At 69.3% G+C, this 23,541-nt stretch carries 15 protein-coding genes; 10 read left to right on the top strand and 5 right to left on the bottom strand.

Annotation, left to right across the window (positions count from 1 at the left end):
* The first annotated feature begins 16 nt into the window (after nucleotides 1-16).
* Together ACWCPQ_RS31275 and ACWCPQ_RS31270 are read left to right on the top strand one after the other, a co-directional pair.
* Nucleotides 17-3,835 carry a PD-(D/E)XK nuclease family protein gene (locus ACWCPQ_RS31275; protein ID WP_449905618.1) on the top strand — a complete coding sequence of 1,273 codons (3,819 nt, stop codon included), beginning with the start codon at nucleotides 17-19 and terminating at the stop codon, nucleotides 3,833-3,835.
* Nucleotides 3,832-7,230, top strand: coding sequence for an ATP-dependent helicase (locus ACWCPQ_RS31270; RefSeq protein ID WP_449905590.1), 3,399 nt, complete (start codon nucleotides 3,832-3,834; stop codon nucleotides 7,228-7,230). The genes ACWCPQ_RS31275 and ACWCPQ_RS31270 overlap by 4 nt, the downstream gene beginning before the upstream one ends.
* A 30-nt stretch (nucleotides 7,231-7,260) precedes the next feature.
* On the opposite strand, the gene ACWCPQ_RS31265 is transcribed toward ACWCPQ_RS31270, so the two are convergent.
* Nucleotides 7,261-7,674 carry a DoxX family protein gene (locus ACWCPQ_RS31265; RefSeq protein ID WP_449905588.1) on the bottom strand — a complete coding sequence of 138 codons (414 nt, stop codon included), beginning with the start codon at nucleotides 7,672-7,674 and terminating at the stop codon, nucleotides 7,261-7,263.
* Between the two features lie 134 nt (nucleotides 7,675-7,808).
* Between ACWCPQ_RS31265 and ACWCPQ_RS31260 the strand changes: the two genes are divergently transcribed.
* The 5 genes from ACWCPQ_RS31260 to ACWCPQ_RS31240 all read left to right on the top strand — a co-directional run bounded on the left by ACWCPQ_RS31260 (nucleotide 7,809) and on the right by ACWCPQ_RS31240 (nucleotide 13,945).
* Nucleotides 7,809-8,873 carry a potassium channel family protein gene (locus ACWCPQ_RS31260; RefSeq protein ID WP_449905586.1) on the top strand — a complete coding sequence of 355 codons (1,065 nt, stop codon included), beginning with the start codon at nucleotides 7,809-7,811 and terminating at the stop codon, nucleotides 8,871-8,873.
* A gap of 39 nt (nucleotides 8,874-8,912) precedes the next feature.
* Nucleotides 8,913-9,845 carry an NAD(+) diphosphatase gene (gene nudC / locus ACWCPQ_RS31255; protein WP_449905584.1) on the top strand — a complete coding sequence of 311 codons (933 nt, stop codon included), beginning with the start codon at nucleotides 8,913-8,915 and terminating at the stop codon, nucleotides 9,843-9,845.
* Nucleotides 9,846-10,036: 191 nt separating this feature from the next.
* The gene (locus tag ACWCPQ_RS31250) at nucleotides 10,037-11,473 is read left to right on the top strand and encodes a zinc-dependent metalloprotease (RefSeq protein WP_449905582.1); all 1,437 of its coding nucleotides are present in this window, start codon (nucleotides 10,037-10,039) and stop codon (nucleotides 11,471-11,473) included.
* A 180-nt stretch (nucleotides 11,474-11,653) separates the two neighbouring features.
* Complete coding sequence (locus tag ACWCPQ_RS31245) at nucleotides 11,654-12,520, top strand: TOMM precursor leader peptide-binding protein (protein ID WP_449905580.1); 867 nt, start codon at nucleotides 11,654-11,656, stop codon at nucleotides 12,518-12,520.
* Between the two features lie 105 nt (nucleotides 12,521-12,625).
* Nucleotides 12,626-13,945: an ABC1 kinase family protein gene (locus ACWCPQ_RS31240; RefSeq protein WP_449905616.1), complete on the top strand. Its 1,320-nt coding sequence runs from the start codon at nucleotides 12,626-12,628 to the stop codon at nucleotides 13,943-13,945.
* Nucleotides 13,946-14,103: 158 nt separating this feature from the next.
* On the opposite strand, the gene ACWCPQ_RS31235 is transcribed toward ACWCPQ_RS31240, so the two are convergent.
* The 3 genes from ACWCPQ_RS31235 to ACWCPQ_RS31225 all read right to left on the bottom strand — a co-directional run bounded on the left by ACWCPQ_RS31235 (nucleotide 14,104) and on the right by ACWCPQ_RS31225 (nucleotide 17,195).
* Complete coding sequence (locus ACWCPQ_RS31235) at nucleotides 14,104-14,385, bottom strand: WhiB family transcriptional regulator (protein WP_449905614.1); 282 nt, start codon at nucleotides 14,383-14,385, stop codon at nucleotides 14,104-14,106.
* Between the two features lie 182 nt (nucleotides 14,386-14,567).
* On the bottom strand, nucleotides 14,568-14,906 hold the full coding sequence (locus ACWCPQ_RS31230; protein WP_449905578.1) for a hypothetical protein: 339 nt from the start codon (nucleotides 14,904-14,906) through the stop codon (nucleotides 14,568-14,570).
* A 162-nt stretch (nucleotides 14,907-15,068) separates the two neighbouring features.
* Nucleotides 15,069-17,195: an ATP-dependent DNA helicase UvrD2 gene (locus ACWCPQ_RS31225; protein WP_449905576.1), complete on the bottom strand. Its 2,127-nt coding sequence runs from the start codon at nucleotides 17,193-17,195 to the stop codon at nucleotides 15,069-15,071.
* A 651-nt stretch (nucleotides 17,196-17,846) separates the two neighbouring features.
* Between ACWCPQ_RS31225 and ACWCPQ_RS31220 the strand changes: the two genes are divergently transcribed.
* Nucleotides 17,847-18,110: a mycoredoxin gene (locus ACWCPQ_RS31220; protein WP_449905612.1), complete on the top strand. Its 264-nt coding sequence runs from the start codon at nucleotides 17,847-17,849 to the stop codon at nucleotides 18,108-18,110.
* 101 nt (nucleotides 18,111-18,211) lie between these two features.
* The gene (locus ACWCPQ_RS31215; protein ID WP_449905574.1) at nucleotides 18,212-19,237 is read left to right on the top strand and encodes a YlbL family protein; all 1,026 of its coding nucleotides are present in this window, start codon (nucleotides 18,212-18,214) and stop codon (nucleotides 19,235-19,237) included.
* A gap of 412 nt (nucleotides 19,238-19,649) precedes the next feature.
* Here the strand turns inward: ACWCPQ_RS31215 and ACWCPQ_RS31210 are convergent, their stop codons facing one another.
* Nucleotides 19,650-20,243 carry a PPA1309 family protein gene (locus ACWCPQ_RS31210; protein WP_449905572.1) on the bottom strand — a complete coding sequence of 198 codons (594 nt, stop codon included), beginning with the start codon at nucleotides 20,241-20,243 and terminating at the stop codon, nucleotides 19,650-19,652.
* Nucleotides 20,244-20,424: 181 nt separating this feature from the next.
* Between ACWCPQ_RS31210 and ACWCPQ_RS31205 the strand changes: the two genes are divergently transcribed.
* Nucleotides 20,425-23,424, top strand: coding sequence for a UPF0182 family protein (locus tag ACWCPQ_RS31205; RefSeq protein WP_449905570.1), 3,000 nt, complete (start codon nucleotides 20,425-20,427; stop codon nucleotides 23,422-23,424).
* Nucleotides 23,425-23,541 lie beyond the last annotated feature (117 nt).

The following is a 23,541-nucleotide window of genomic DNA, read 5'->3' as shown; positions in this document are numbered from 1 at the left end:
TGCAATAGCCGTCGTGGTGCGTTCGGATAGGCCGGTGCGGCTGGTGCGCCGGAAAGCGGCGGCTCCCCGGGCTCGGACCTGGGGTGCCGATCTCGGCGCGCTGTTCGGCACCGCCACGGCGGTCACCGGCACGCAACCGGGCGCGAGCCGGATGTGGCGGGTGCTCGGCGGTCCCGGTACCGGCAAGACGGCGTTACTGGTCGATGTGGCGGCCGCGCGGATCGCGGGCGGCGCGGAGCCGGAATCGGTGCTGCTGCTCACCCACTCCAAACAGGCGGCCGGTGCGGCCCGGGACGCGCTCACCGAGCGGCTGGACCACTGGCCGGTATGCGCGCCGGCCGTGGCGGGGGTCTCCGACGGTGCGGCGTCCGGCGCCCACCCGCTGTTCGTGCTGCCCGCTCCGGTGCCGGGGTCGGCCGCGGCGAGCGCACCCGGTTTCTCGGGTGCCACCCGGGAACCGCTGGCCCGCACCGTCCACTCCTACGCGTTCGGGATCCTGCGCCGGCAGGCCGCGCGGCACGGTAATCCGCCGCCGCGGCTGCTCACCGGCGCCGAACAGGACGCGGTGCTGCGTGAGATGCTGCGCGGTGATCTCGCCGATATCGCTGCCTGCGCCGACGATCTGTGGCCGCGGCGACTGCAACCTGCGCTGGGCCTGACCGGTTTCGCCGACGAACTCCGCGATCTCATGTTGCGCGCCACCGAACGCGGACTGGGCCCGGAGGATCTGATCGAACTCGGCCGGCGACGCGACCGGCCGGACTGGGTGGCTGCCGGTGGTTTCGCCCTGCGCTATGAACAGGCGATGCTGTTGCGCTGGTCGGTCGGGGTGGCCGCACCGGAGGCATCGGCGCCCGCCCTGAACGCCGCCGAACTGGTCGGTGCGGCCCTGGACGCGCTGGCCGGTGACGCCGAACTCCTGGCCGCCGAACGGGCCCGGTTGCGCTGTCTGCTCGTCGACGACGCCCAGCATCTGGATCCGCAGGCGGCGCTGCTGGTGCGGGTGCTGGCCGAGGGGGCGGGAACCACGGTCGTCGCCGGTGATCCAGACCAGGCGGTCTACACCTTCCGTGGCGCGGATTCGCGCTTCCTCACCGAACTCGAGGTGCCGCCCGCGCGGCGCATCGTCCTCTACGACAACCACCGATCCGGTCCGGCGATCAACACCGCCGCCGCCCGGATCGCGTCCCGGCTGCCGGGTGCCGCCGCGCATCGGGTCACCCGGGCCGATCTCGGGCCCGAGGAACGGGGTGAGCTTCCCCCGGACTCCGGCGAACCCACCCCGGCGGAGGTCCGGGTCCGGGTACTGGGCAGTCCGGCCAAGGAAGCCTCGCTGATCGCCGACCATCTGCGCCGCGCGCATCTCACCGAGGGCGTGCCCTGGTCGGAGATGGCGGTCGTCGTGCGTTCGGTACCGCTGCTGCTGCCGCCGCTGCGCCGGGCCCTGCTGGCGGCCGGGGTCCCGATCGCGGCGCCCGCGAACGATCTGCCGCTGGCCCGCCGCCGCGGCGCCGCGTGGCTGCTGCTGGCGCTGCGGGCGGTGCTCGCGGGGGAGGGCACACCACGCGGTGGCGGGTCCACCGAATCGCTCTTCGGTCCCGACGACGCGCTCGAGTTGCTGGCCGGCCCGCTCGGCGGGGCCGATGCGATCAGCCTGCGCCGGTTGCGCCGTGGGATCCGCCGCACCACGGTGGAACTCGGCCGTACCGGTCCGGACCCCGCCGCCGGTCTCCCGGTCGAACCGGTCGACGAGCCACCCGTCCCCGATCCCGAATTCGCCGATCCCGAGTTCGCCGGTGGTTCCGCCGACGACTTTCCGCCCCGCGATCCCTTCGCCGATATCACTCGTCATGCCGCCGACGCGGACTGGTACGGGCTCGACGAGTACTACTCCACCGATCCGTGGGAGGGCCTCCCACCCGAGCCGCCGGCCGAGGACGAGGAGTTCCCGCCCGAGCCGCACCCGGCCGAGAGCGATAGCGCCGATGCCCCGGACGGGCCGGAAATCCCGGTGACCCCCGAATCCGCCCGGGCCACCGGCCTCCGCGATTCCCGGAATCCGGCATCCCGCGCTTCGGCCACCCCCGGCCGGCCGTCGGTGGAGGTGCTACGGGACCTCCTGCTGGGCGCCGGAGACGACCGGATCGTGGCCGGTCTCACCGAGGTCGAACTCGCGCCGCTGAACCGGGCGGCGCGCGCGCTGGACCGGGCGCGCCGGGTCCGGCGCGACGGTGGTGGACTCGAAGATGTGCTGTGGGCCCTGTGGACCGGGTCGCGGCTCGAGCGACGCTGGCTGGCGCAATCCGAACGCGGGGGAGCGGCCGGTATGCAGGCCGACCGCGATCTCGATGCCGCCGTCGCGCTGTTCGACGCGGCGGCCGCCTACACCGACCGGTTACCGGGCGCGACCATCGAAGGTTTCGTCGAATATCTGCTCCAGCAGCAGATACCGCAGGACCGGGCCGTGCGAACGCACCGTGAGGAAGCAGTGGACCTGCTGAGCGCCCACGCGGCGGCCGGGCGGGAATGGGAGGTCGTCGCGGTCGCCGGGGTGCAGGAGGGGATCTGGCCGGACCCCCGCCCCCGGGGCACCCTGCTGCACACCGAGGATCTGGTGGACGATATCGCCGGGATCACCGAACGAGTCAGTCGTGCCGCGCCGATCCTGGCGGAGGAGCGTCGTCTGCTGTTCGTGGCATGCAGCCGGGCGCGGCGATCGCTGCTGGTGACCGCGGTGGAATCGGTGACCGGTGACCGTGATCTGGTCCCCTCCCGGTTCCTGGCCGAAGTGCTCGGCGGTGATACCGGCGGTGAACCCGGTGCGCTCCCGATCGCCGAACCCGGCCGGGTGCTCGCCCTGCACGCGCTGATCGCCGAGCTACGCGCCGCGGTCTGCGATCCGGACGCCGGCGACGAACGCCGTGCCCGCGCCGCCCGGCAACTGGCCCGTCTCGCCTTGGCCGGGATCCCCGGTACCGCGCCCGACGACTGGTACGGCGTACCGGCACTCAGTTCCACCGAGACCCTGTGGGACGACGACGCGCCGATCGCATTGTCCCCGTCGACCGTCGAACTGCTGCGGACCTGCCCGCTGCGCTGGGCACTGGAACGCAATGGTGGATCCGACGGTGAAAACCCGTACGCCGTCAAGGGAACTCTGGTGCACACCCTGGTCCAGGCGCTGGCGGGCCGGGTCCCGCTCGAACAGGTCCGCGCCGAACTCGCCGAGAGCTGGACCGATATCGACCCGGAGGTCAGCTGGTACTCACGGCAGGAACTGCGCCGCACCGAGGCCATGCTGGACGCCTTCGTCGCCTGGGTGCGCGCTACTCGCGGCGAACTCACCCAGGCCGGTATCGAGGTACCGGTCGACTGTGTCCTGCCCGCGCCGGGCGACGACACCCCGGAGGTCCGGATCCGGGGCCGGATCGACCGGCTGGAGCGCGACGCCGAGGGCCGGTTCGTGATCGTCGATGTGAAAACGGGCAAGAACCCGGTGAGCGAGGCCGACGCGGCTGCGCACGCGCAGCTGGCGACCTACCAGGTCGCGGCGGCCGCGGGTGCGCTGGCGGAAGACACCACCGGCGAACCCGAACCCGGCGGGGCCCGGTTGGTGTACGTCGGGTTGCCGGCCGCCGACGGGGTCGCGAAGGAACGGGTCCAGCCGGCGCTGGACGCCGAAGCGCTGGACACCTGGCGCGGGACCATCCGCGCCGCCGCCGCGAGCACCGAGGGTCCCGGGTTCCTGGCGATCCGCAACGAGGGCTGCCGGCACTGCGCCGTGAAGAACAGCTGCCCGGTGCAGGACGCCGGGCGTCAGGTGACCGAGGAGTGAGCGCCCGGGTCTCACCGGGGCAGTTGGCCGACGCGCTCGGACTCCCGCCACCGACCGCGGAACAGGCCGCGGTGATCGCCGCGCCCCCCGGGCCGGCCCTGGTGGTGGCCGGGGCCGGCGCCGGGAAAACCGAGACCATGGCGGCCCGCGTGGTCTGGATGGTGGCCAACCGGCTGGTCACGCCCGAGGAGGTGCTCGGGCTGACCTTCACCCGTAAGGCCGCGCAGCAGCTCACCGCGCGGATACGCACCCGGCTGGCCAGGCTGGCGGGGTCCCGGTTGCTGCGCGATCTCGATCCCGCGGGCGACCTGCGCGCCACCCTGGCGGGTGCGGAACCGGAGATCAGCACCTACCACTCCTATGCCGGCCGGCTGCTGAGCGAGCACGGTCTGCTGCTTCCGGTGGAACCGTCGGCCGCGCTGCTCACCGAAACCCAGCTGTGGCAGCTCGCCCATCAGGTCGTGCGCGGCTGGGACGGCGATCTCGACACCGACCGCTCGCCACTGACGGTCACCGAGGCGGTGCTGGCGCTGTCCGGTCAGCTGGCCGAGCATCTGGTGGAACCCGAGGATCTCGCCGAGGCGCACACCGAACTCGAGAAGCTCGTGCACACCCTGCCGCCCGGTCCACGGCAGCGCGGCGGCCCGAACAAAGAGCTGCTCTCGATCCTGCGCGCACAGCGGGAACGGGTCGCGCTGCTCCCACTGGTCCGGCAGTTGCGGGAGACACTGCACCAGCGCGGCGCCCTGGATTTCGGTGCCCAGATGTCACTGGCGGCGCGGCTGGCCGCCGAGCATCCCGAGGTGGCGACAGCCGAACGTGCCCGGTTCCGGCTGGTGCTGCTGGACGAGTACCAGGACACCGGTCACGCGCAGCGCATCCTGCTGTCGGCGTTGTTCGGTGCCGGCTATCCGGTACGGTCCGGCGGGCCGCGTTCCCGCGGACCCCGGGCGCCCCGGCTCGCGGTCACGGCGGTCGGTGATCCCATGCAGTCCATCTACGGCTGGCGCGGTGCCTCGGCCGCCAACCTGCCGCGCTTCACCACCGATTTCCCGGTCGCACCGGATGTTCCGGCGCCGGTGCTGCCGCTGCTCACCAGCTGGCGCAACCCGCCCGAAGCTCTCGACCTGGCGAATATGGTCGTGGAACCGCTGCGCGCGGCGGCCCGCACCGGCGGCGGGGTCACCGTGGACGCGTTGCGTGCGAAACCGGGTGCGCAGCCGGGTGTCGTCGCACTCGCGCTCACCGATACCGTCGCCGGCGAACGCCACTGGATCGCCGAGCGGATCGCGGCCGAATGGGCGGCGGCTCGCGCCGCCGAGCGGCCGCCACCCACATCTGCGGTCCTGATCCGCCGCAATGCCGATGCCGCCGAACTGGCCGAGGCGCTGCGGGCACAGGGGTTGCCCGTCGAGATTGTCGGCCTGGGCGGGTTGCTGTCGACGCCGGAGGTCGCCGATATCGTCGCCACTCTGCGCCTCATCGCCGATCCGGCCGCGGGCAGTGCCGCTGTCCGGATCCTCACCGGTGCCCGCTGGCGCCTGGGCAGCGCCGATCTGGCCGCGCTGGCGCGGCGGGCCCGCGAGCTGTCGATCAGTCGTGATCCCGGCGCCGAGATCACCGATTCCGCGACCCTGGCGGCGGCGCTCCACGAGGTCGCCCCGGAGCCCGCCGAACGGGCCGGCCTGGCCGACGCGATCGCCGATCCCGGTCCGGCCGATCGCTATTCGGCGGCCGGATACCGCCGGGTGACCACATTGGGCCGGGAACTGGCGCTGCTGCGCGAACGAGCCGCGCAACCGCTGACCGAGCTGGTCGCCGATGTGGAACGCACCATCGGTGTCGGGGTCGAGAGCCAGGCGCGCCGCGCATCGGCGGGTTCCGGTGCCGGGCGCGAACATTTGGATGCCTTCGCCGAGGTGGTCGCCGGCTACGCGGGCGACAGCGGGGCGAACCTGGGCGGGCTGCTCGCTTTCCTCACCGCCGCCGAATCGGTGGAGAACGGATTGGAACCCGGCGAGGTCGAGGTGGCCCCGGACCGAGTCCAGGTGCTCACCGTGCACGCGGCCAAGGGCCTGGAGTGGGAAGTGGTCGCGGTACCGCATGTCATTCGCGATGTGTTCCCGTCCACCCGCGGGGTGAACACCTGGCTGGGCGCCCTGGCCGAACTGCCCACGGCGCTGCGCGGTGACCGGGCCACCGCAGAGTCTCCGGACGGTGTGCCGGTGCTCGATCTGTCCGAGGTCACCGACCGGGCCGAACTGCAGCGCGGCCTCGGCGCCCACAAGGAGGCGCTGGCCGGGCGGCGGCTGGACGAGGATCGCCGCCTGTTCTATGTGGCGCTCACCAGGACCGAACGGGTCCTGTTGGTCTCGGCCCATCACTGGCCCGAAACCGGTGACAAACCCAAGGGGCCCTCGGAGTTCCTGCTCGAGGTGAAAACAGCCGCCGAAGCGCCCGGCAGCGGTGTCGAGATCGCCTGCTGGGCTGCCGGACCCGAGCCCGGCGAACCGAACCCGCTGGCCGCCACCCCGGTGACCGCCGCCTGGCCCGGCGATCCGCTGGGCGATCGCCGCCCGGATATCGAGGCGGGTGCCGCGCTCGTGCACGCGGCGCTGGCCGAAGTCGCCGGCGGGGCGGACGAGCCGGACTCCGCAGCCGATCCCGACGGCTGGATCGCCGATGTGGACGCGCTGCTGGCCGAGTACCGGGCCGGCGCGGCCGCCGCCGCGGAGGTCGAACTGCCCACCCAGCTGCCGGCGACGGCACTGGTCGAAATGCGCGCCGACCCGGGTCGGCTGGCTGCCCGGCTGCGCCGCCCGCTGCCCTATCCGCCCAACCCGCTGGCTCGCCGCGGGACCGCTTTCCACGCCTGGGTGCAGCGCTGGTTCGCCGCCGACCAGCTCCCCGGCCTCGACGATCTGCCCGGCGCCGCCGACGCGGGGGCGGCGGCCGATGCCGAACTGGCCCGGATGCAGGATGCGTTCCTGTCCTCGCCCTGGTCGGCGCGGCGGCCGGTGGAGGTCGAGGTGCCGTTCGAAACCACGATCGCGGGGGTGGTGATCCGTGGCCGGATGGACGCGGTGTTCGCCGAATCCGGCGGCGGCTGGACCGTTGTCGACTGGAAGACCGGCGCCGAACCCGGCCCGGCCGACGAAGCCGCCGTGGCGGTGCAGCTGGCGGTGTACCGGCTGGCGTGGGCGCGCTTGCTGGCAGCGCGGACCGGGGAAACCGAAGAACACATGCTCGGGCGGATCGGCGCCGCCTTCCACTATGTGCGCAGCGGTCGCACCGTCGCGCCGGAGCGGTTACCGGGTCCGGCGGAGCTGGTGGCGCTGCTCACCGAAACGACGCGCGGGGACGAGTCCGGGGAACAGCCGGGCCGGGTCCGTTGATCCGGCTCGGGCGCCTACGGTGCCGGGATCTCAGTCCAGTGGGGCGCGGCGCCCCACTGCCAGGGCCCGGGAGATCAGCGGCCACTGCATCGGCAACCGGAGCAGCCAGACTGCTTTGAGCGCCGCGGGCGCTTTCGGATTCCGTACCGTATCCACGGCGAGCTGGATATTCGCCGGGAAAACGGCGATGAACAGCAGCGCCGCCAAACGGCCGCCGAGTCGGCGGGTCCGCGGGATCAACAGGGTGGTGCCGACGCCGATCTCGGCGACCCCGGACCAATAGGTGTAGGAGCGCGCCTTTCCGGGCAACTGCGGGGGAATGGTCGAATCGAATTGTTTGGGGATCAGGAAATGCATGATGCCCGCGCCCAGGAGCAGCGCGGCCAGCCGAAGCGCCGGGGTGCGACCGGAATCCGGCGCGCCCACCGGGGAGATATCTGCCATGGCCCCACCATAGAGACCTGTCTCGACGCCGTGCCCGACGTGACCGCGGCCGAGCAGGTAGGCTCCCGAGCTGTGTCGGAGGGACTGAGGGTGACCGGTGTGCGGGACGGCCGGGCCGGTGAGGGGTGTCGCCGGTGACTTCGCGGTTCGCCGATATCGGGAGCCGGGCCCGGGGCGCGGCCGGGCCACCGGATTTCGCGCTGGTGGGCCTGCTCCGTATCCCGGAGGCGCAGAGCAGCCCCTGGATCTCGTTGACCAGGCGGGTGCTGTTCGCGATCGGGTTGCTGTGCGCGGCGGCGATCGTCGTCTATGTCGGCCGTGACGGTTACCGGGACAGCGCCGATGATTCGGTGACCCTGCTGGACGCCTTCTACTACGCGACCGTATCGCTGTCGACCACCGGGTACGGCGATATCGCACCGGTCACGCCGTCGGCTCGCCTGGTGAACATCTTCGTCATCACCCCGTTGCGAGTGCTGTTCCTCATCGTCCTGGTCGGTACCACCCTGGCGGTACTCACCGAACGTTCCCGCCAGGCCCTGAAGATCCAGCGTTGGAGGCGCACCGTGCGTAATCACACCGTCGTCGTCGGGTACGGAACCAAGGGCCGTACCGCTATCGACGCCATGCTCGGTGACGGCGTGCAACCCGCCGATATCGTCGTCGTCGACACCGACGCGGTGAGCCTGGAAGCGGCCTCGACCGCCGGGCTGGTCACCGTGCACGGCTCGGCCACCCAATCCGATGTGCTGCGCCTGGCGGGTGTCCAGAACGCGGCCTCGGTCATCGTGGCCACCAATCGCGACGACACCGCCGTCCTGGTCACTCTCACCGCCCGGGAACTCACCAAGAAAGCCAAGATCGTCGCATCCATCCGCGAATCGGAGAACACCCATCTGCTGCGGCAGTCCGGCGCCGATTCGGTGGTCGTCTCCTCGGAGACCACGGGCCGCCTGCTCGGGATCGCCACCACGACGCCCAGCGTGGTGGAGATGATGGAGGATCTGCTGACCCCCGAGCACGGTTTCGCCGTCGCCGAACGTGAGGTCGAACCCGGTGAGGTCGGCGGTTCACCCCGTCATCTCAGCGATATCGTGCTCGGCGTCGTCCGGGCGGGTGAACTGGTCCGTGTCGGCGAACCGGCGGTCGACGCTCTGGAGTCGGGCGACAAACTGCTCTATATCCGTCGCGCCCGCTGACCCGCCGCGGCCGTTACCGGGTCGCGATACGCTCGGAATGTGGCCGTATTCCAGCTCAACCAGATTCCCCTGCTGTCCCGCTCGACACTCGACCGTGCCGACCATCTGCGCACCGATGAACAGGCGCTGAAGGAGGGCTGGGCCACGGCCCGGCTGCTCCGGATCGGGCGGCGCGGCGCGGTGCGGTTCGAGTCGGGTGCGCTGGTCTGGGATTCCGCCCTGGAACTGTCGGCCGAGCCCACTCCCGAGGCAGTGTTTCTCGGCGTCGACGACGGCGTCCACCTGTGGGCAGTTGCCGACGCCTCGCTCACCGGGGCCCTCCGGGATCTGCGCCAGCTCGCCGACGCCTCGATCGACGATTTCACCGCCGGAGTGATGTCGACGGCGCTGGCGTTGATCAATTGGCACGCCGGGGCGGCCTTCCACGGGATCGACGGCACGCCGACCGTCCCGGCCAAGGGCGGCTGGTCCCGGGTCGCCGAGGACGGTCGCGAGGATTTCCCCCGTACCGATCCGGCCGTGATCTGCCTCATCCACGACGGGGCCGACCGGGTGCTGCTCGGCCGGCAGGCGAGTTGGCCGGACACGATGTTCTCGCTGCTGGCCGGTTTCGTGGAGGCCGGTGAGTCGTTGGAGCGGTGTGTGGAACGGGAGATGCGGGAGGAGGTCGGGCTCGATGTCGGCGATATCGAATACCTCGGCAGCCAGCCCTGGCCCTTCCCGCGGTCACTGATGCTCGGTTTCTCCGCGCAGGCCGATCCGGACCAGCCGCTGGTCTTCTCCGACGGCGAGATCGCCGAAGCGCACTGGTTCACGCGTGACGAAGTGCGGACCGCCCTGGCGGCGGGCGGTTGGCGGGCCCGGCCGGAGGAAGGCGCGCCCGCGCCCGCGACCGGTGCCCGGCTGCTGTTGCCCGGTTCGATTTCGATCGCCCGGACGATCGTCGAATCCTGGGTGGCCGCGGGCCGATGACCCGGCGGCGTGCCGCCCGCGCACCGGCGTGCCGCGATGTTCACCCTGCGCGAAGACCGTCCGGCAGGGCGGACCGGCCGGTTCGTCGCGCCTACTATGGACGACATGCAGCTTCACGAAGCGCCGGCCGGCCACGGTTCGCGCGCGCTCCCCGGACAGCACCCGGACGTCATGCCGGCGGGTGAGGCGGTATGAGTGATCTCCCGTTCGGATTCTCCCAAGGCGACGACGACGATCGCGGCCGCGGCGACAAACCGGGCGGCGGCGGTAACGATCCCTTCGGTTTCGGCGCCGGTGGTGCCGGGTTCGATCCGGCGTCGCTGGGCCAGATGCTCTCCTCGCTGGGGCAGATGCTCAGCGGTATGGGTCAGGGCATGACCGGCGGTGGCAGTGGCCCGGTGAACTACGACGTCGCCAAGCGATTGGCCCGTCAGCAGCTCGGCAAAACCGTTCCGCCGGTGTCCAGCGGTACCGCCGCCGCCGTCGCCGATGCCACGCACCTCGCCGAACTGTGGCTCGACGATGCGACGACTTTCCCGGCCGGCGCGACGAGCACCGTCGCCTGGACCGCGAACGACTGGATCGAGAAAACCCTGCCCACCTGGCAGCGGTTGTGTGATCCGGTGGCCCAGCAGATCTCCGGTATGTGGACCGCGGGGCTGCCCGAGGAGGCCCGCGATATGGCCGGGCCCATGATGGGCATGCTCGGTCAGATGGGCGGGCTGGCCTTCGGTTCCCAGCTCGGCCAGGCCCTGGGCCAGCTGGCCAAGGAGGTGCTGACCGGCACCGATATCGGCCTGCCGCTCGGCCCGGCCGGTACCGCCGCACTGCTGCCCACCGCCATCTCGGAGTTCAGCGAAGGACTCGAACAGCCGGAGAGCGAGATCGTGGTGTTCCTCGCCGCGCGTGAGGTCGCCCATCAGCGGTTGTTCGTCCATGTGCCCTGGCTGCGCCAGCAGGTGCTGGGGGCGGTCGAGGACTACGCGCGCGGGATCACCATGGATTTCTCCGCGCTCGAGGACGCGGCCCGCAATCTCGATCCGACCGCGCTCACCGATCCGTCCAAGCTCGAGGAGATCCTCGCTCAGGGCAGTTTCGAACCGCAGACCACGCCCGAACAGAAACAGGCGCTGGACCGGCTGGAAACGCTGCTCGCCCTGATCGAGGGCTGGGTGCAGGTGGTCGTGTCCGCCGCGGTGGGCGATCGGCTGCCGGGCGCGGGTGCGCTCGCCGAGACCCTGCGCCGTCGCCGTGCCACCGGCGGACCCGCCGAGCAGACCTTCGCCACTCTGGTGGGCCTGGAACTGCGTCCGCGCAAACTGCGCGAGGCGGCGACGCTGTGGCAGCGGCTCACCGACGATGCCGGTATCGCCGCGCGCGACGGCGTCTGGGCACATCCCGATCTGCTTCCCGATGCCGGCGATCTCGACGCGCCCGCGGGTTTCATCGATTCGGTGATCGGTGGCGGTGCGGGCGCTTTCGACGATCCGCTGGCCCAGCTGGCCGCGACCGAGGCCGCCGAACGCGAGGCGGCCGCCGGTGCGCGGGACCGCGGCACCGAGGGCACCGACAGCGACGAGCCGGGTCCCGATACCGATCCGGAGGATCCGGAGTCCGGTAAGAAGTAACGTGGGCCGGCGCGGGAGGGTTTCCGCGCCGATTCCGCACGATTTTCGGTGAGGGCCGGAAACCACCTCGCAAAGGCCCTCTCACCTGGGTGATCACGGGTTGTCCACAGGCCGTATACCTGTGGACAACCCGGTCCGGTGCACCGGTTGCGCCGCAACGGCACTCGCATACTGCGAGGTATGACGACGCTCCGGCCACGTGGCCCCCTCCTGCATCCCCGGGTGCCGATCCTGGTCCGATCCACCGGACAGGTTCAGCTGGGCTGGGATCCGGAAACCGCCGTGCTCTGTACGACCCCCGGTCTGGAAACCCAGCAGGTGCTGGGTTTCCTGCGGTTGATCGATGGGTTGAACAGTGTGCCCGCGATCATCTGGCAGGCTCGGTCGCTCGGTGTGGAACCCGGGCAGGCCACCGCTCTGCTCGCGGTGCTCGACAGCGCGGGGCTGCTGGTCCATCCGCCTCGCCCCGCCGGCCGGGTGCGCACGATCCGGGTGCACGGCATCGGCCCGCTCACCGAGGCCGTCGCGGCGGGACTGCGAAACCTGGGGATCCGTCCGCAGCGGTCACGTGACCACCACGGCGGAGGAATCGACGGCCGGACGCGGCCCGCCGATCTCGTGGTCCTGGCCGACGCGCTGATCCCCGATCCACGGGTGGTGCGCGATCTGTCCCGGGCGCGTACCGCTCATCTGGTGGTCCGGCTACGCGACGGTAAGGGGATCGTCGGGCCGTTTGTGCAGCCCGGGCGTACCAGCTGCCTGCGCTGCGCGGATATGACGAGAGCCGACCACGATCCGGATTGGCCGCGGCTGGCCGCGCAACTGCTGGGACGCACCGGCCATGCCGGTCCGGCCGGTATCGCCGCGGTGGCGGCACTGGCACTCGGTGAACTCGAGACGATCATCGCCTGCGAACCGGGCCGGCCGCCGGAAACGCTGGACGGAACGCTCGAACTCGATCTCGACACCCGGTTCCTCGACCGGCGCCGATGGGCGCCACATCCTCGGTGTGGTTGTGTGGGGAACACCACTTCGGCCGGTGTGTGATGACATTCACATCGGGTGCCGAGGGCAATTCTCTTCGGTTTTCCGTGGCAGACAGTCAGGGTTGTCGGCCATGATGGGGGAGTGTCTGAGATCGTGCGCCGGCCTATGTCCCGCAATGCGAAGTTGGCAAAGATTCCGCTGGGAGTAGCGGGGCGCGCCGCGGTCGGTTTCGGGAAGAAGCTCGCGGGTGGTGATCGCAAGGAGATCAATACCGAGCTGAACCAGAAGGCGGCCGAACAGCTGTTCGCCGTCCTGGGAGAGCTCAAGGGCGGTGCGATGAAGTTCGGCCAGGCTCTCAGTGTGATGGAGGCCGCCGTTCCGGAGGAGTTCGGCGAGCACTATCGCGAGGCCCTCACCAAACTACAGGCCGCTGCGCCCCCGATGCCCGCGGCCACCGTGCACCGGGTTCTCGATCAGCAACTCGGCACCGATTGGCGTAAACGTTTCCAGGAGTTCGACGACACCCCCGCCGCGTCGGCCAGTATCGGCCAGGTGCACAAGGCGGTCTGGTCGGACGGGCGCCCGGTCGCGGTGAAGGTGCAGTACCCGGGCGCGGACGAGGCGTTGCGTGCCGATCTACGCACCCTGAACCGGATGACCGGCCTGTTCGCGAAGGTCATCCCCGGCGCCGATGTGAAACCGCTGCTCGCCGAGATCACCGAACGCACCGAAGAAGAACTGGACTATCGCAACGAAGCCGCGAACCAGCGGGCGTTCAGCAAGGCCTATGACGGACATCCCGAATTCGTGGTGCCCCGGGTCGTCGCGAGCTCGCCGAAGGTGATCGTCAGCGAATGGCTCGACGGCACATCGGTTTCCGCGATCATCAGTGCCGGCCAGGCAGATCCGGAGGGCACCCGCGTGCTGCGTAACCGGGTCGCCGGGCTGATGGGCCGATTCCATTTCTCCGCCCCGGAGACGGCGGGCCTGCTGCACGCCGATCCGCATCCGGGCAATTTCATGATCACCCCGGAGGGCAAGCTCGCGGTGATCGATTACGGTGCCTGCGCACCGCTACCGGGCGGTTTCCCGGAGTTGCTGGGCCGCATCCTCGCCTTGGCGGTCGCCGAACAGTACGGCGACCTCACCGAGCTCCTGCACGCGAACGGCTGGGTACTGCCGGGCCGGACACTCACCGAAGCCGAGATCGAAGAATATCTGCGCCCGTTCACCGACCCGATCCGCACCGAATCGTTCCATTTCACCCGGCGGTGGATGCAGCGCGTAGCGGGTAAAGCGACCGACTACTCCTCCCCGGAGATGAAAACCGCGCGGGCGATGATGCTGCCGGCCGAATACGTGATGATCTTCCGGGTGCTCGGCGGGTCGATCGGTATCTGCGCCCAGCTCGATGCCGAGGTCCCGTTCATGCAGCTCGCCTCCGCCTGGCTGCCCGGTTTCCGGGAGCAGCGCGACACGGCCTGAAAAGCCGTCCGGCGCGGACAGTTCGGCCTCGGCGGAAGGCCCGCGCGGTATCGCGGTCGGCGATACTCCCGCACAAGCGAACGAGCCGCTCATCGGCGATGCGATGAACGGCTCGTTTCCGGTGTCGGTGTGTACCCGTGAGGGTCACAGAGTCCCTGTCAGACACAGCTGGCGACCTTGCGCGGCCGGCCCCGCGGGCGCTTGCGAGCGATGACGACCCCCTGATCGAAGATCTCACCGCCCCAGACACCCCACGGCTCCCGCCGATCGATGGCCGCGGTCAGGCAGCCCTTACGGATCGGGCAGGAAGCGCACAGCGCCTTGGCCTCTTCCAGCTGGCCCGGGCTCTCCGCGAACCACAGGTCGGGGTTTCCGGCGCGGCAGGGCAGTGCGGGAAGCCGCTGGTCCGCGGGATCGGTTACCACGGTGCTACACGCCACATCAGTGGTGGCCGACGGCCAGCTCTGGGTGGTGGTGACCACGTCGTTCTCCTTCAGCTTGTTGTGCAGCGGTTCGGTGTTCGTTCTGCGGAACCGATGCCTTGTGGGCTGAAGGCCAGAAAAATAATTCTGGCCACGGTTCCGCATCTGCGTCCCGTGGCCAGGAGGTGTGGGGTTGATCCCTACCTTGGTCGGCTGTGGGGCCGCCTGTTCACGGTCGCGGGGTGTCCTTTGCGAAGGCTTTCCGGTCGCTTGCCTGCCACTGCGGGTGCTGCGGCGGGATCGATAGCGAAGGAGCCGACGGCTGCCGATGCAGCCCCCGGGTGCCAGTTCGCGATGGACTGGTCCTGCGGTTCGACGATGTTCGGCTGATGCGAATAGCGGATACGCGCCTGCTCACCGGCAAAATCGAGGCAGGACAGGCCGGTCCCCTGCAAAGCGAGGAACCCCCGGGAAGCAGCAGCGGACGACCGCATATTCGGCGTTACGGCGACGAAGCCGTAATTCGTTGTGCCGTTCATCTGACTGCCTCCCTCCTGTACTCGTGGTCGTTGTCTGGACTGTTTTTCAGCTGTGCGCGTGGATGTACCCTCCCGAGCGCGATTTCCACCTTAAGCAATCTCGCCGGAGTCGACAACCTATTTTCTACCTGCGGTTTTGCCGAGTTCTCCGCCGGAGGCCCCTCAGCGGGAGATCGAGCGGCGCCGGGATCGGATGATCGCCAGCACTTCCGCCCCGTATTTGCGCATCTTGCTCTCGCCGATACCCAGTGCGGCCAGTGCGGCTTCGGTCTCGGGTAACTGCTCGGCGATGGCGGTCAAGGTGTTGACGCCCAGGATCCCGCGTGGATCGACCGCCAGTTCGGCAGCCTTCTCCCGCCGCCAGTCCTGCAGGGCACCGAGCAGTTCCGTATCCGGTTGTCCCACACAGTTCTTGCACCGGCGCAGCAGCAGGGTCTCCGAATCGAGCAGCGCGCGACCGCATATGCGGCACACGGGGCGGCTCTTCTCGGACCCGGGCCGCACCGGAGCTGCTATCCGGGAAGCCGGGGAGCTGTCGGGTACCAGGCCGGTGAGGAACCGGGAACGCCGCCGGGGCCGGCGATCGCCGTCGCCGCGGCTGAGCGCCCACGACAACCGGAGATGGGTCCGGGCGCGGGTCACCCCCACGTACAGCAGCCGGCGTTCTTCCTCGAGTGCTGCCACATCGGCGACCGAACCGTCGCCGTTGAGAGTGTAGGAAATGGGCAGGGTGCCGTCGCTGAGCCCGACCAGGAACACCGCATCCCATTCCAGACCCTTGGCCGCGTGGAGCGAGGCCAGCGTCACACCCTGCACGGTCGGTGGGTGCCGGGCCTCGGCCCGCGCGGCGAGTTCCCGTAGCAGCCCGGTCGCGGTGAGGCCGGGTTCGTGCTCGACGAGATCCTCGGTCAGCCGGACCAGCGCCACCAGCGACTCCCACCGCTGGCGCGCCTGGGCACCGGCCGGTGCGGACGCGGTGAGACCGACCGGCGCCAGGGCCGCCCGCACGAGGCTGATCAGTTTCTTCCCGGAGGTGGATGCCTCGGGCAGGTCGTCGCGAGCCGCGGTCCGCCGGAGCTCCTGAACGGCCTGACGTACCTCCGGCCGCTGGAAGAAGCCTTCGCCGCCGCGCACCTGATAGGTGATCCCGCGTTCGGTCAGCGCCTGCTCGTAGGCTTCCGATTGCGCGTTGATCCGGTAGAGCACCGCGATCTCGGCGGCGGATGTGCCCTGCGTCAGCAGCTCGTCGATCCGCCGGGCCACATCGGTGGCCTCGGTGCCGAGGTCCTCGTATTCGGCGAATTCCGGTTCCGGCCCGTCCGCACGCTGTCCCACGAGCTGCAGCCGGGTGCCCGCGATCCGGCCCTGGGCCATCCCGATCACCCGGTTGGCGAGATCGACGACCTGCGGAGTCGACCGGTAGTCACGCTCCAATCGCACCACGGTCGCGTCCGGGAACCGGCGGGAGAAGTCCAGCAACTGCCCGGGTCCGGCGCCGGTGAAGGAGTAGATGGTCTGGTTGGCGTCGCCGACGACGGTGAGGTCGTCGCGGTCGCCCAGCCAGGCATCGAGCACCCGCTGCTGTAGCGGCGTGACGTCCTGGTACTCGTCGACGACGAAACAGCGATAGCGTTCGCGGAACTCATCGGCGACCGACGGATAGTCCTCCAGTGCGGCGGCGGTGTGCAGCAGCAGGTCATCGAAATCCAGCAGTAGACCTTCCGGCGTGGTCTTCACCGATTCATAGGCTGCGTAGACCTCCCCGACCCGGGCGGGCGCGAAAGGCGTTTCACGCCGGTGAGCCGCGGCCGCCGCCGGGTAGTCCTCGGGCGCCACCAGCGACGATTTGGCCCATTCGATCTCGCCCAGCAGATCCTTCACGCTCTCGGTACCCGAAGCCAGACCGACCCGGTTCGCGGCCTGCGCGACCACCGGGAACTTGCTGTCCAACATTCGCCACGGCACCTCGCCGACCACCTGCGGCCAGAAATACCGCAGTTGCCGCAGCGCAGCGGCGTGGAAGGTACGCGCTTGCACAGTCGACGCCGCATCGCCGAGCCCCAGCGACCGCAGCCGCCCGCGGAGTTCCCCGGCTGCCCGCGCGGTGAAAGTGACGGCCAATACCTGATCCGCCCGCACCTGCCCCGCCGCCACCAGATGCGCGATGCGATAGGTGATGGTGCGGGTCTTCCCGGTACCGGCCCCGGCCAGTACGCAGACCGGCCCCCGCGGCGCGCGGACGGCGGCGGCCTGTTCCGGATCCAGCTCCGAGAGATCGACTGCGCCCACCGCAGCAGTGTATTGCTGTGTCTTTTTGCGGCGCCTGCGGCGCCGCGGGGTCGAGGCCCCCTCGGTCCCGTCGTTCAGCCCTCGAGACTCGAGCCTTCGGCTCATGCGCTTTCGAGGGCTGAACGACGGGACGGGCCTCGACCTTTGTGGGCCTCGTAAAACTCGGCACGGGCGGGGGCGGTTGTTCGGGCTTGGGACCGTGGGGTTGTTCGCGTTCGGGATGGTGGGCGTTTGTTCGAGCTTGGGACGGTGGGGTGGTTGTTCGGCTCGGCTCGGGCGGGTCGGGTGGGGATGGTGCGGCGGGTCAGGGGCCGGATGGTGGGGCGGGGTTCAGGCTGCGCAATACCTCGGGGAATGCCGATAGAGGGACGTCGTCAGGGAGGAGACGTTCGCGCGGTTACAGGTGTGAGCCGACAGTCGATTCCTCCTACGCCCGCCGCCGTGGCCGAAATCGCGACCCCGAGCCAATAGCGCCGGACCCGACCCGACGCCGAAGGCAAGGCCCACCACAGAGGCGGGGCCCGCCCCGGTTCTGCAGCGACAGAGCGAAGGAGCGCAGCGACTGAGCGCCGGAGTGAAGAACCGGGGTTAATAGGGCCCCGCCCGCCCCGCCGAAGGCGGGGCAATAAACACAGCCCCGTGCGTGTTGGTCTGTGCGTGACTGATGTGACTCCGGATCTGACCATGTATTCGACCACCTGGTGCGGCTACTGCCGCCGGTTGAAGACCCAGCTGAAAGAGGCGGGGATCAGCTATGTGGAGGTCGATATCGAGCAGGATCCGGCTTCGGCGGAGTTCGTGGGTAGCGTGAACAACGGTAACCATGTGGTGCCGACGTTGAAGTTCGCGGACGGTTCGACTGCTACCAATCCGTCGTTGGCCGAGGTGAAGCAGGCGCTCGCGCGTCAGGGCTGAGTCCGTCCGTCTCGTGTGGGGCAGGAGAGTGGCCGATCTCCCGGATCGCGCTCGCGTGCCTGTCCCGCATTGTGCGGGTGTGGATGGCTAGTGTTGACCGGGTGAATCGTCGGCTCATCACGCTCCTGGTCGCCCTGTTCCCGGTCCTGCTGTTCGGTGTGGTGGGCAGTGTGTACACCGTGCCGTTCGTCGCGCTGGGTCCCGGACCCACGTTCGACACCTTGGGTGAGGTGGACGGTCTGCAGGTCGTGCAGGTGTCGGGCGCGGAGGTCGACCGGACCAACGGGCAGCTGAACATGACCACGGTCGCGGTCCGGGACGGCTTGACGATATTCGAGGCGCTCGGTTTCTGGGTCAGTGGCCGGCACGGGATCGTGCCGCGTGCCGAGGTGTACCCGCCCGGGGTGTCGCGGGAGGAAGTCGACGAGTCCAACGAGCAGGATTTCGCGACTTCGGAGAGTAATGCCGAGGTCGCCGCCATGCATCAGCTGAATCTGCCGACCGCGGTACTCGTGCACGAGGTCTCCGCGGAAGGTCCCGCCCATGATGTGCTGCGGGCCGGTGATCAGATCGTGAGCGTCAACGGTAAGCCGGTGGCGACCACCCAGGACGTGGTCACCGAGGTGTCGAGCCGGGCTCCCGGGACGATCCTGCCTGTGGTGTATCGGCGGGACGGCGCCGAGCAGACCGCGAACATCACGCTCGGTGCGCGGCCCGACGACGCGGCCAAGGGTTTTCTCGGGCTGACACCGACCGAGTCGGCGGCACCGCCCATGCAGATCGATTTCAACCTGGCCGATATCGGGGGCCCGTCGGCCGGGCTGATGTTCAGTCTCGCGCTGGTGGAGAAATTGAGTCCGGGGGATCTGGACGGCGGTTCCTTCGTGGCGGGGACCGGGAGTATCGACGAGAACGGCAAGGTCGGTGCGATCGGCGGCATCCAGTACAAGATGATGGCCGCCCGGGAGGCGGGCGCGGAGACGTTCCTCGTTCCGGCGGGTAACTGCAACGAGGCGAGCCAGCGGATCCCCGACGGTCTCCGGCTGGTGCGGGTGGAGACCCTGGCCGGCGCGGTGCAGGCACTGGAAGATCTGTCCGCGGGCCAGTCTGCCCCCAGCTGCAGCTGACCTCTCGACCCCGGACCACCCACCGTCGTTCTCCGGATATTCGCCATCCATGGTCGGGCCCGCCCCGGTTCTGAAGGGACAGAGCGTAGCGACCGGTCGCTGGGGTGAGTGACCAGGTTGTCAGGGCCCGGCCTGGCCTGACGTCGGAGGAAGCCCACTGCAAAGGTGGGGCCTGTCCCGGTTGTGGAGCGGCGGCGGGTGGGAGCGATGCGATCGGTCGTTGGAGTGAAGGTTCAGGATCACGGGGGTCTCGGCCAACGACGCCGGAGGCGGAGCCCACTGCAAAGGCGGGGCCCGCCCCGGTTCTGGAGCGACAGAGCGAGGGAGCGCAGCGACTGAGTGGCGGAGTGAAGAACCGGGGTCAATAGGGCCCCGCCCGCCCCGCCGAAGGCGGGGCAAATAAGACACAGCTCTATTCGCCGGTGTCCTCGAACGTGTGCTGTAGTGCTTCGACCAGGTTCGGGGCGAGGTTCGGGTAGGTGCGCAGATCCAGGTCGGCGTCGGGGTCTTCGTCGTCTTCGGGTCGTAACTGCAACAGGCACAGGCTGTTTCCCGACCGGAGTACCGCCGCGAAGAGGCGCGCCTCGCGCCGTCCCGGATGCGCGTGGGCGGCGGCCCGGCCGGCCGCGTCGGCGGCGTCCGCGTCGGCCAGCAACGGGGTGAGTGCCTCGTCGAGGTCGTTCTCGGCGTCCGGTGGGAGCACCACGATCTCCTGTACCAGCACACAGCCCGCCACGGCGGGTGGCCAGCTGGTGGTGGCGAGGAATTCGTCGAGTGCCATCGATCCGCCGGCTACATGGTCGGGCAGGGGGTCCTGCGCGATCGGTGTGAGTTCGTCAGCGGCGTCGACCTGATCGATGAGCGCGGGTTCGGCCGCCACCAGATCCGCGGTGCGGACCAGCGCGAACATCTGCGGTGATCTTTCCCAGCCCTCGGCGTCCACGAACTCCGCGACCTCGTGGACGGAACGGGCCAGGACGATTTCGGCATGCAGATCGGCGCTCACCGGACCATCCTCGCATCCGCCGTCGCGACACCGCCCGAACCCTGCGGTCGCGAAGATGTCCGTTTTCCGTAAAGTGGGCGCAGAGGGTCCGTACAGGGCCCGACCGCAACAATTCGGACTGCGGCGCGGCGGCCGGTGGCGTTACCGGTTCGCTCGCCGCCGGACCCTGGAGAGTGGCATCGTGGGCATGCGCCCCCCCGCCGGTTTACCGTCGCTGTCCCGGCGCAGCCGTCTGCTGCTGGTGGCGGCGGTGGTGCTGGCCGCACTGCTGTTGGTAGGGCCCCGGCTCATCGATACCTATACGAACTGGCTGTGGTTCGGGGAGGTCGATTTCCGCGGCGTATACCTGACCGTGCTGCTGACCAGGGTCGCGGTTTTCGCGGTGGTCGCGCTCGTGGTCGGGTCGATCGTCTGGCTCGCCCTGTTGCTGGCCTACCGGTCCCGGCCGGTATTCGTACCGACTTCGGGTGCCGGTGATCCGATCGCCCGGTATCGGACCACAGTGCTCGGCAAGCTGAAATTGTTCGGGCTCGGTATCCCGGCTCTGCTGGGCATCCTGTCCGGGCTGGTCGCCCAGTCGAACTGGGTCACCGTGCAGTTGTTCCTGCACGGCGGTTCGTTCGGTCGCACGGATCCGCAGTTCGGTCTGGATGTGGGTTTCTACGCTTTCGATCTGCCGTTCTACCGGATGGTGCTGAACTGGTTGTTCGTCGCGATCGTCGTCGCGTTCTTCGCGAATCTGGTGACGCACTACATCTTCGGCGGGCTGCGGCTGACCGGCCGGGAGGGTGTGCTCACCAATCCGGCGCGCATCCAGTTGGCGGTGCTGGCCGGCTTGTTCGTTTTGCTGAAGGCCGTCGCGTACTGGTTCGACCGGTATCAGCTGTTGATGAGCAACCGGAAGGAACCCACCTTCAACGGTGGTTCGTTCACCGATATCAACGCGGTGCTGCCGGCCAAGCTGATTCTCTTGTCCATCGCGGTCATCTGCGCGCTGGCCTTCTTCGCCGGTATCGTCCTGCGCGATCTTCGGGTGCCGGCCATGGCGGCGGCTCTGCTGGTGCTGTCCTCGGTGCTGGTGGGCGCGGTGTGGCCGCTCATGGTGGAGCAGTTCTCGGTGCGGCCGAACGCCGCGGAGAAGGAGAGCGAGTACATCGAGCGGAACATCGATGCGACCCGCCAGGCCTACGGGATCACCGACGACAAGATCGAATACATCGATTACAAGGGCGAGAGCAGCAAGAATCCGGTGAACGTGCCGGTGGACCATGCCACCATCGCCAACGCCCGGCTGCTCGATCCCAACATCCTGTCCCCGACGTTCACCCAGCTGCGGCAGCTGAAGAACTTCTACGGTTTCCCCGAAGCGCTCGATATCGACCGGTATTCGCTCAACGGCCAGGTCCAGGACTACATCGTGGCCGCGCGCGAACTGTCCCCGGCCACCCTGAGCGGTAACCAGACGGACTGGATCAACAAGCACACCGTCTATACGCACGGCAACGGGTTCGTCGCGGCCCCCGCCAACCGGGTCAACCGGCCGCAGTCCGAGGATCCGAACGCGGCGGGTGGTAGCAGCGATTCGGGTTATCCGATCTTCCTGGTCAGTGATCTGTTCACGCCGAAGGATCAGCAGCGGATCCAGGTCGATCAGCCGCGCATCTATTACGGTGAGCTCATCTCGCAGTCGGATCCCGATTACGCCATCGTCGGTACCGAGGCCGGTCAGACGCCCCGTGAGTACGACACCGACCAGGCTCGTTTCACCTATGACGGCGCCGGTGGCGTGCCGATCGGGAACTGGTTCAACCGGCTCGCGTTCGCGGCCAAGTACGCCGAACGCAACATTCTGTTCTCGTCGGCGATCAGCGGCGATTCCAAGATCCTCTACAACCGCTCGCCGCGCGACCGGGTGCAGAAGGTCGCGCCGTGGCTGACCCCGGACGGCAACTCCTATCCGGCGGTCGTGGACGGGCGCATCGTCTGGATCGTGGACGCCTACACCACGCTCGACAACTACCCCTACGCCCAGACGACCTCGCTCGAAGGCGCCATCGAGGACAGCGTCGATCAGCGCACCGGCCGGCTGCTGCCGCGTAAAGAGGTCAGCTACATCCGTAACTCGGTCAAGGCCACGGTCGACGCCTACGACGGCAGCGTGAAACTGTACGAGACCGACCCCAGCGATCCGGTGTTGCAGGCATGGCGGGGAGTGTTCCCGAATGCCGTGATCCCGGAGAACGAGATCAGCCCCGACCTGCGTGAGCATTTCCGGTATCCGGAGGATCTGTTCAAGGTGCAGCGCGAGATGCTGACGAAGTACCACGTGGACGATCCGCGCGAGTTCTTCACCAACAACGCGTTCTGGTCGGTGCCGGCGGATCCGACGGTGGAGGGTGTTTCGGCCAGTCAGCCGCCGTACTACGTGCTGCTGGGCGATCCGGATACCGGTAAGCCGGCGTTCAACCTGACCAGTGCCATGGTCGGGTACAACCGGCAGTTCCTGTCCTCCTATATATCGGTGCGGTCCGACCCCGACGGTTACGGCAAGTTCCGCATTCTGCAGCTCCCGACCGACACTCAGACCCAGGGGCCGCAGCAGACGCAGAACACGATGACGACGGCGCCGCAGGTCTCGCAGGAGAAGACGCTGCTGTCCAACTCGAACAAGATCAGATACGGCAATCTGCTCACCCTGCCGGTGGCCGACGGCGGCATCCTCTATGTGGAGCCGTTCTACAACGAGCGCAATACCGGGCAGAACACGGCGACGTTCCCGCAGCTGCTGCGGGTGCTGGTGAGCTACCGCGATCAGGCCGGCAGCGTGAAGGTCGGCTACGCGTCGACGCTGGCCGACGCGTTGAACCAGGTGCTACCCGGCGCCGGGGCTCTTGCCACACCGCCCGGCGGTGATCCGGCGACCCGTCCCAGCCCGGGTACGGCGCCACCGCAGCCACAGGGCAATGATTCGCAGGATCAGGGCGCTTCGACTCCCGGAAACGGCACGCCACCGCCCACCGGCACCGGTTCGGCCGCCCAGGACGCCGCGGCGGCGGAGCTGAGCCGCAAGATCGATGCGGTGCGCACCGCGATGCGCACCGGTAACTTCGAGGACTTCGGCCGGGCGCTGGACGAACTGGACGCGGCCGTGAAGGCCTACCAGGACGCGGGCGGGAGGTAGATCCGGCAGTCCGGCGCAGTCGCTGCCGGGCCCGGGCCTCCCAGGAGATATCGCAGCGGCGCTGCCGTCCACCCCCCCGCCCCGGCCCGAAAACGCAAGAAACCAAAAGACTAAACA

The sequence above is a fragment of the Nocardia sp. NPDC001965 genome (genome assembly GCF_053594175.1).
The sequence above is the reverse complement of the archived record's forward strand: the minus strand, read 5'-3'. Positions and strand labels throughout refer to the sequence as shown.

What these genes read in the sequence shown, in the direction of transcription:
- ACWCPQ_RS31265 (WP_449905588.1), bottom strand. Translation starts at nt 7,674, where the DNA reads ATGGCAGATATCTCCCCGGTGGGCGCGCCGGATTCCGGTCGCACCCCG.
- ACWCPQ_RS31250 (WP_449905582.1), top strand. Translation starts at nt 10,037, where the DNA reads ATGAGTGATCTCCCGTTCGGATTCTCCCAAGGCGACGACGACGATCGC.
- ACWCPQ_RS31245 (WP_449905580.1), top strand. Translation starts at nt 11,654, where the DNA reads ATGACGACGCTCCGGCCACGTGGCCCCCTCCTGCATCCCCGGGTGCCG.
- ACWCPQ_RS31240 (WP_449905616.1), top strand. Translation starts at nt 12,626, where the DNA reads ATGTCCCGCAATGCGAAGTTGGCAAAGATTCCGCTGGGAGTAGCGGGG.
- ACWCPQ_RS31230 (WP_449905578.1), bottom strand. Translation starts at nt 14,906, where the DNA reads ATGAACGGCACAACGAATTACGGCTTCGTCGCCGTAACGCCGAATATG.